General features: G+C 65.1%; 10 protein-coding genes and 1 pseudogene. 8 read left to right on the plus strand and 3 right to left on the minus strand.

Annotated features, from left to right (window positions below; translation table 11 throughout):
* Both FFS27_RS26425 and FFS27_RS26430 read right to left on the minus strand, forming a co-directional pair.
* Positions 1-136 (minus strand): DUF1145 domain-containing protein (locus tag FFS27_RS26425; protein ID WP_137952311.1); only part of this gene is annotated, 136 nt, incomplete at its 3' end.
* 115 nt (positions 137-251) lie between these two features.
* Positions 252-884, minus strand: a complete 633-nt coding sequence (locus FFS27_RS26430) for an OmpA family protein (RefSeq protein WP_003082015.1) — start codon at positions 882-884, stop codon at positions 252-254.
* A gap of 130 nt (positions 885-1,014) precedes the next feature.
* On the opposite strand from FFS27_RS26430, the gene FFS27_RS26435 reads away from it, so the two are divergent.
* From FFS27_RS26435 to FFS27_RS26450, 4 genes are all read left to right on the plus strand, one after another.
* A complete protein-coding gene (locus FFS27_RS26435; RefSeq protein ID WP_003086343.1) occupies positions 1,015-1,512 on the plus strand; it encodes a DUF6231 family protein in 498 nt (165 codons plus the stop codon).
* Positions 1,513-1,514: 2 nt separating this feature from the next.
* Entirely contained in the window at positions 1,515-1,988 is a 474-nt protein-coding gene (locus FFS27_RS26440) for a YchJ family protein (RefSeq protein ID WP_003123184.1), read from the plus strand.
* Entirely contained in the window at positions 1,988-2,305 is a 318-nt protein-coding gene (locus tag FFS27_RS26445; RefSeq protein ID WP_021264414.1) for a hypothetical protein, read from the plus strand. The genes FFS27_RS26440 and FFS27_RS26445 overlap by 1 nt, the downstream gene beginning before the upstream one ends.
* Positions 2,306-2,387: 82 nt before the next feature.
* The gene (locus tag FFS27_RS26450; RefSeq protein WP_003081997.1) at positions 2,388-3,008 is read left to right on the plus strand and encodes a trimeric intracellular cation channel family protein; all 621 of its coding nucleotides are present in this window, start codon (positions 2,388-2,390) and stop codon (positions 3,006-3,008) included.
* A gap of 117 nt (positions 3,009-3,125) precedes the next feature.
* Here the strand turns inward: FFS27_RS26450 and FFS27_RS26455 are convergent, their stop codons facing one another.
* A complete protein-coding gene (locus tag FFS27_RS26455) occupies positions 3,126-3,686 on the minus strand; it encodes a hypothetical protein (RefSeq protein WP_004348538.1) in 561 nt (186 codons plus the stop codon).
* 314 nt (positions 3,687-4,000) lie between these two features.
* On the opposite strand from FFS27_RS26455, the gene FFS27_RS26460 reads away from it, so the two are divergent.
* From FFS27_RS26460 to quiP, 4 genes and pseudogenes are all read left to right on the plus strand, one after another.
* On the plus strand, positions 4,001-4,495 hold the full coding sequence (locus FFS27_RS26460; protein ID WP_003123186.1) for an LEA type 2 family protein: 495 nt from the start codon (positions 4,001-4,003) through the stop codon (positions 4,493-4,495).
* 7 nt (positions 4,496-4,502) lie between these two features.
* On the plus strand, positions 4,503-4,703 hold the full coding sequence (locus FFS27_RS26465) for an SEC-C metal-binding domain-containing protein (RefSeq protein ID WP_003081984.1): 201 nt from the start codon (positions 4,503-4,505) through the stop codon (positions 4,701-4,703).
* A gap of 166 nt (positions 4,704-4,869) precedes the next feature.
* Positions 4,870-5,511 carry a glutathione binding-like protein gene (locus FFS27_RS26470; protein WP_003081964.1) on the plus strand — a complete coding sequence of 214 codons (642 nt, stop codon included), beginning with the start codon at positions 4,870-4,872 and terminating at the stop codon, positions 5,509-5,511.
* Between the two features lie 122 nt (positions 5,512-5,633).
* Positions 5,634-6,334, plus strand: a pseudogene (gene quiP / locus FFS27_RS26475) (acyl-homoserine-lactone acylase QuiP); the annotation flags it as partial.

Here is a 6,334-nt window from a genome sequence, read left to right on the forward strand (position 1 = left end):
GGATCAACAGGATCAGGCCGCCGGCTATCGACAACAGCCAGTTCAGCGGATAGGCGAACGGATGCAGCAGATTGACCAGCACCGCGCCCCAGAACACCAGGGTCACGAGCTTGCCCAGCCCGAGAAACGCTTTCATGGAACTCCCCCCAAGACATCGTGTGCGGGGGAACATACTCGCCAGCCCGCCGCGGCGCCAGCCATGAACGAAAACGGGGGCTTCGACGCCCCCGTTCTGCTCCGCGCCGCCTGCGTCATTCGCGCTTGATGAGGATTTCCACCCGGCGATTCTCGGCCCGCCCTTCGCGAGTCTTGTTGTCGGCGACCGGCTGGCTTTCGCCCAATCCCTGCACGCCGACGATGATGCTCGAAGGCACCCCGGCATCGATCAGATAGTTCGCCACGGCATTCGCGCGCCGTTCCGACAGCTTCTGGTTGTAGGCATCGGAACCGACGCTGTCGGTATGCCCGGTGATACTCAGGCGCGTACTGGCCGCCTCGCCTTTCAGGCGTTCGGCGATGCCGTTGAGCTTCTCGCTGTCGGCGGCGTCCACCTTCGACGAATCGAAGGCGAAGTGCAGGTCGCGCACGACAATGGTTTCTTCCTTGACGACAGGAGGCGGCGGCGCGACTTCCTCGACCGGCTGCGGAGGCGGCGGCGCGACCTGTTCGCCGGCACCGTGCACCCAGCAATAGGCGGCACCGACGCCACCGCCGATCAGGGCGCCCCAGCCGGCCCAGCTGCTGCTTTCGATCGCGCCCAGGCCGGCGCCGGTAACACCACCGACCGCCGCACAGGTCGGCCAGTCGCTTTTCTGCAACCCTGCGCAACCGGTCAGCAAGCCGCTGACCAGAATCAGGGGTAAAGCGGTCCTCGTGATGCTCATTGGAACTCTCCTCGTGGATCGGTTGTAACCGACAAATAGGGAGTAAAGACCCCAGCCGAAAAAAGCGCCAGCACTAGGCCATGCAGGCGCTTCAGGCTAGTCTTGGCGAATCCCAGGAGAGTGTTTTCCCATGAGCGAACCGATTTCTCCCCGCACCCCGCAGCAGGCCCTGGCCGCGTTGCTCGCCCGCTACGCGCCGAAGCGCTTGCTGCTGGTCGGCGCCAGCCGGCTGCCGGCGGTGGAGGCCTTCATCCACAACCATCCCCAGTGCCAACTGGCGCACAGCCCGGCGGCGGCATTGCCCGCCGAACTGGCCGGCCAGCGCTTCGACCTGGCGCTGTTCGTCGATTGCCTGGAACACCTGCCGCAGCGCACCGGTCTGCAGTTGCTCGCGGGCGTGCGCAACCTGAACGCCAGCCGGGTCGCCGTACTGGTCGACCTCGAGGCCAGCGACTGGCAGGAAACCGACTTCTTCGCCCTCGCCATGCAGAACAGCGAACGCTTCCAGCGCGAAGGCCAGACGCTGACCCTGTACACCTACGACCTGTACGAGTACAAGCAGGTCCCCGATTGGCTGAACGCCAAGTTCTGGGCCAACCCGGAAAACTTCGGCAAGTACTGGTGGTAACCATGACCCAACCCACCTGCCCCTGCGGCAGCGGCGACCCGCTCGACGATTGCTGCGGCCGCTATCACCAGGGACATCCCGCGCCCACCGCGGAAGCCCTGATGCGCTCGCGCTACAGCGCCTATGCCCTCGGACTGGTGGACTACCTGCGCGACACCACGCTGCCGGCGCAACAGGCCGGCCTCGATCTCGACGGCATCCGCGCCTGGAGCCACGGCAGCACCTGGCTCGGCCTGGAGGTGGAAAACCACGAGGTGCTCGGCGGCCAGCCGGAACATGCGCGAGTCACCTTCGTCGCGCGCTGGCACGACGCCGAGGGGGAACATGCCCATCGCGAATGTTCCGGCTTCGTCCAGCGCAACGGTCGCTGGTACTTCCTCGATCCGACCGTGGCCCTGAAACTCGGCCGCAACGACCCCTGCCCCTGCGGCGCCGGCGGCAAGCTGAAGAAATGCTGCGGTCCATGGATCACCTGATGCATTCGCTCGCCAGCTATATCCGCGCCATCCATGCCCTGTCCTCGCCAGTCTCGATAAGCGATGCGCAGGTCGAAGAGCAACAGCGCTGCGAGGACGGCGTCGAGATCCACAGCTGCGAAGCGCTCTACCGTTTCGACAACGGCGTGCGCCTGCGCCAGCACTGCGAGCGCGACCTCCTGCCAAGCAGCGGGGCCTGCGAGGAATGCTGGATCGGCTACGAAGTGCTGGATTCCGCCGGGCGGGAAATCAGCCCACGCTACAAGCACTTCGTCAACGCCTGCCAGGAACGCTTCTGGTTGCGCATGCACGCCTGAGATGCTGCGCCAGGCTGCGCGGTTTGGGCGTTGACGAGCGCTCGGGTAGAATGCGCAGCCTTTTCATCCGGGCCCCATCCCCATGCTGCTGACCGTGCTCTACATCATCGCCATCACCGCCGAAGCCATGACCGGCGCGCTGTCGGCCGGCCGGCGCAGCATGGACCTGTTCGGCGTGGTGCTGATCGCCTGCGTCACCGCCCTGGGCGGCGGCTCGGTACGCGACATGCTGCTGGGCCATTACCCGCTGACCTGGGTCCGTCACCCGGAATACCTGGCGCTGACCGCAGTCGCCGCGCTGGTGACAGTGTTCATCGCGCCGCTGATGCGCCACCTGCGCTCGCTGTTCCTGGTACTCGACGCGGTCGGCCTGGTGGCCTTCACCCTGATCGGCTGCCAGGTCAGCCTGGAAATGGGCCACAGCCTGCTGATCGCGGCGATCAGCGGGGTGATCACCGGGGTGTTCGGCGGCATTCTCCGCGACATCCTGTGCAACGACGTACCCTTGATCTTCCGCCGCGAACTCTATGCCAGCGTGTCCTTCGCCAGCGCCTGGTGCTACCTGATCTGCGTGGAGCTGGAACTGCCCTCCGAACAGGCGATGCTGATCACCCTGTTCAGCGGCTTCCTGTTCCGCCTGCTGGCCATCCGCTTCCACTGGGAAATGCCCAAGTTCGTCTACCAGGACGATTTCGACCACTGAGGCAAGCGCCTGCCCCTGGTCGACGCGTTCCTCCAACCCCGCGCCTGTCCCCGATGCCACGGCCCGCGACGCGGTTATCCGCCCCACGTCCTGGCTTGTCGCAGGCCGCTGCCCGCCTCAGTCCTGCAGGCGCAGGTGGCTGGTGTCCGGAGCCGGAGCCGCTGGCTCGGAGCGTGCCTGGCCCATGTCGCTACCGACCGGGGCGACGCTGAAGCGGCTCAGGTCGAGTTTCGGCGCCTCGGCTTCGGCCTTGGCGTCCTGTAGGTCGGCGCCTACCGGAGCCAGGCCGAAATCCGGCGCATCGACCTCGGCGAACGCCGCCATGTAGCCGTCCCGCGGCGCTACCTGCAAACGCCCGGAGGGCGCGCTGTCCCGCGCAGCGACGCGGGCCTGTGGGGCTTCCACGGCGGCCTGCTGCGCAGGCGGCGGCGCCATGACCACCTCCTCGATCTCCATCTCGGCGACCACGGCGATCGCTCCCGCTCGCTCCAGCACGCTGCGGTATTTTTCCGCGGAGGCGGCATCAAGGTTGTTCTTGATCACCACCCGGCGGCCGGAGAACAGCAGCTCGATACGCTGCGCGTCGGCCTGGAACAGCTTGGCCAGGTTGGCCTTGACCACCTCGGGCCGGGCGCCGGCGACCAACTGGCCGGAAAAGGCGATTTCAAAGCGGCTCATTGGCATCTCTCCGAGTGAAGGGCCGCTCGGCATGGCGGCCCTGGCGTTTCGTCGAACGATTGTACCCATCGACAGCCACGCGTGGAGTGACTGGGTCCGGCAAATTGGCCGGCGGGTCCGTTCAGGTTAGCCGAGCCGGTCACGCCAGCCGACGGGAAGACTTGCACGGGCGTACGCGCTTCTCCATGCTCCCCCGACTGCGCTACGGGAAACATATGGACACAGGCCTGTACCTGAAACATCTTTCCTCTATACAACAATAAGTTGCAGCACAATCACTGCTTGTTAAACTGGGGCGTCTCGGGGGGAATAGCATGAATTACCAGGCGCAAATGATAAGAATTATCAGCCTAATAATGGCGTGGGGAGTTCTCTCCAATCTCTCGGGCTGCAGCTGGATGACCGGCAGCTTCGAAGACCCCGACGTCAAGCTGCTGAAGGTGGAAGTGGTCAAGGCACGCTTGCTGGAACAGGAGTTCGTGATGCGCTTCCGCATCGACAACCCCAACGATTTCAGCCTGCCGGTACGCGGCCTGCAGTACGCCGTGCAACTGAACGACATCCAGCTCGCAGAAGGCGAGTCCGGCCAGTGGTTCACGGTTCCCGCCCACGGCCACGAGGTATTCGACGTGCCGGTGCGAACCAATCTCTGGCGCCACATGAAATACATCGTCAAGCTCCTTGAACGTCCCGAGGAGCCGATCCGCTACCGCCTGCAGGGCGAAGTGAAGACCGGACTGATGTTCGGCCGCAGCGTGCACCTGAGACGAAATGGCGAGATAATTCCCGGCGATTTCATCCCAGAATAGGTCCACCATGAGTCAGGAACCCCACGTACACGGCCCGAACTGCAACCACGACCACGATCATCATCACGATCATGGCCATGGTCATGTCCATGGTCCGCACTGCAACCACAGCCACGAGCCGGTGCGCAATCCGCTCAAGGCCGTAGGCCGCAACGATCCCTGCCCCTGCGGCAGCGAGAAGAAATTCAAGAAGTGCCACGGCGCCTGACCCTTCGCACGCGCCGGCATCCGAAGGCCCGCTGAGCAGCGGGCCTTTTCGTTGGCGCGCCACCAGCCCCGCCGGGGCGTCATGCGCGACAGCGGTTTGCATCGAACCTAGGTTCCTGGCGTAGAGTCTTCCGTTCGTAGCCCATCGACGAGCCGGAGACGCACCGATGATCGACCTGTACTACTGGACCACCCCGAACGGCCACAAGATTACTCTTTTCCTGGAAGAAACCGGCCTGCCCTACGCCATCCATCCGATCAATATCAGCCAGGGCGACCAGTTCCAGGCGGATTTCCTGAAGGTGTCGCCGAACAACAAGATTCCCGCCATCGTCGATCGCCAACCAGCCGACGGCGGCGCTCCCCTGTCGCTGTTCGAGTCCGGCGCCATCCTGCTCTATCTCGCGGAAAAGACCGGACGCTTCCTCGCCAAGGACCTGCGCGCGCGCCAGGAAACCCTGCAGTGGCTGTTCTGGCAGATGGGCGGGCTGGGGCCGATGGCCGGGCAGAACCACCATTTCAACCGCTTCGCCCCGGAGAAGATTCCCTACGCTATCGACCGTTACGTCAAGGAAACCGCGCGCCTGTACGGCGTTCTCGACCAGCGCCTGGCGGACCGCGCCTTCGTCGCCGGCGACGACTACAGCATCGCCGATATGGCCATCTATCCGTGGATCGTCCCACATCAGTGGCAGGAGCAGGATCTCGCCGACTTCCCACACCTGCAGCGCTGGTTCGAGAGCATTCGCCAGCGTCCGGCGACGCAACGCGCCTATGCTTTGGTGGAGCGCATCAATCCGCCGCAGTAGCGGGTCCCGAGCCGGCCTGCGGACGTCCTCGCGGACGACCGCAGGCGGAGCTTGCGCAGCCCTGCGCTCCTCACTAACGTAGCGCCTCTCGACGCGACCACTCCCGCAGGAGCCCCCACCCCATGGCCTCGCCAGCCTTCATGCGTTTTCTTCCCCGTTGCGGCGCCGCCGCGGCCTTCGGCACCCTCCTGGGCCTGGCCGGTTGCCAGTCCTGGCTCGACGATCGCTACGCCGACAGCCTGCCGCCGACCTCCGGCGTGCAACCGATCAAGGGCCTGGCGCAAAACGTATCGATCCGGCGCAACGCGCTGGGCATGCCACTGATCGAAACCGGCACCTTCCATGACGCGTTGTTCGCCCTGGGCTACGTACACGCCTCCGACCGCCTGAGCCAGATGGTCAGCCTGCGCCTGCTGGCCCAGGGACGGCTGGCCGAGATGGTCGGCCCCGGCGCGCTGGAGATCGACCGTTTTATGCGTACCGTGAACCTGCGCCAGGCCGCGGAGATCCAGTACAGGAACGCCTCGCCGCGCCTGCAACGCTTCTTCGAGGTCTACGCGCGCGGGGTCAACGCCTACCTGTATCGCTATCGCGACAAGCTGCCGATGGACCTGGCCCAGTCCGGCTACCGTCCGGAATACTGGAAGCCCGAGGACTCGGCCCTGGTCTTCGCCCTGCTCAACTTCGGCCTGGCGGTGAACCTACAGGAAGAAATCGCCTCGCTGACGCTCGCGCAGAAGGTCGGCAGCGACAAGCTGGCCTGGCTGACGCCGACCTATCCCGACGAAAACCTGCCGTTCGACGAGGCGGAAAAGCTCAAGGG

It is taken from the genome of Pseudomonas sp. 2VD (assembly GCF_005503585.1).
Lineage (GTDB): Bacteria > Pseudomonadota > Gammaproteobacteria > Pseudomonadales > Pseudomonadaceae > Pseudomonas > Pseudomonas aeruginosa.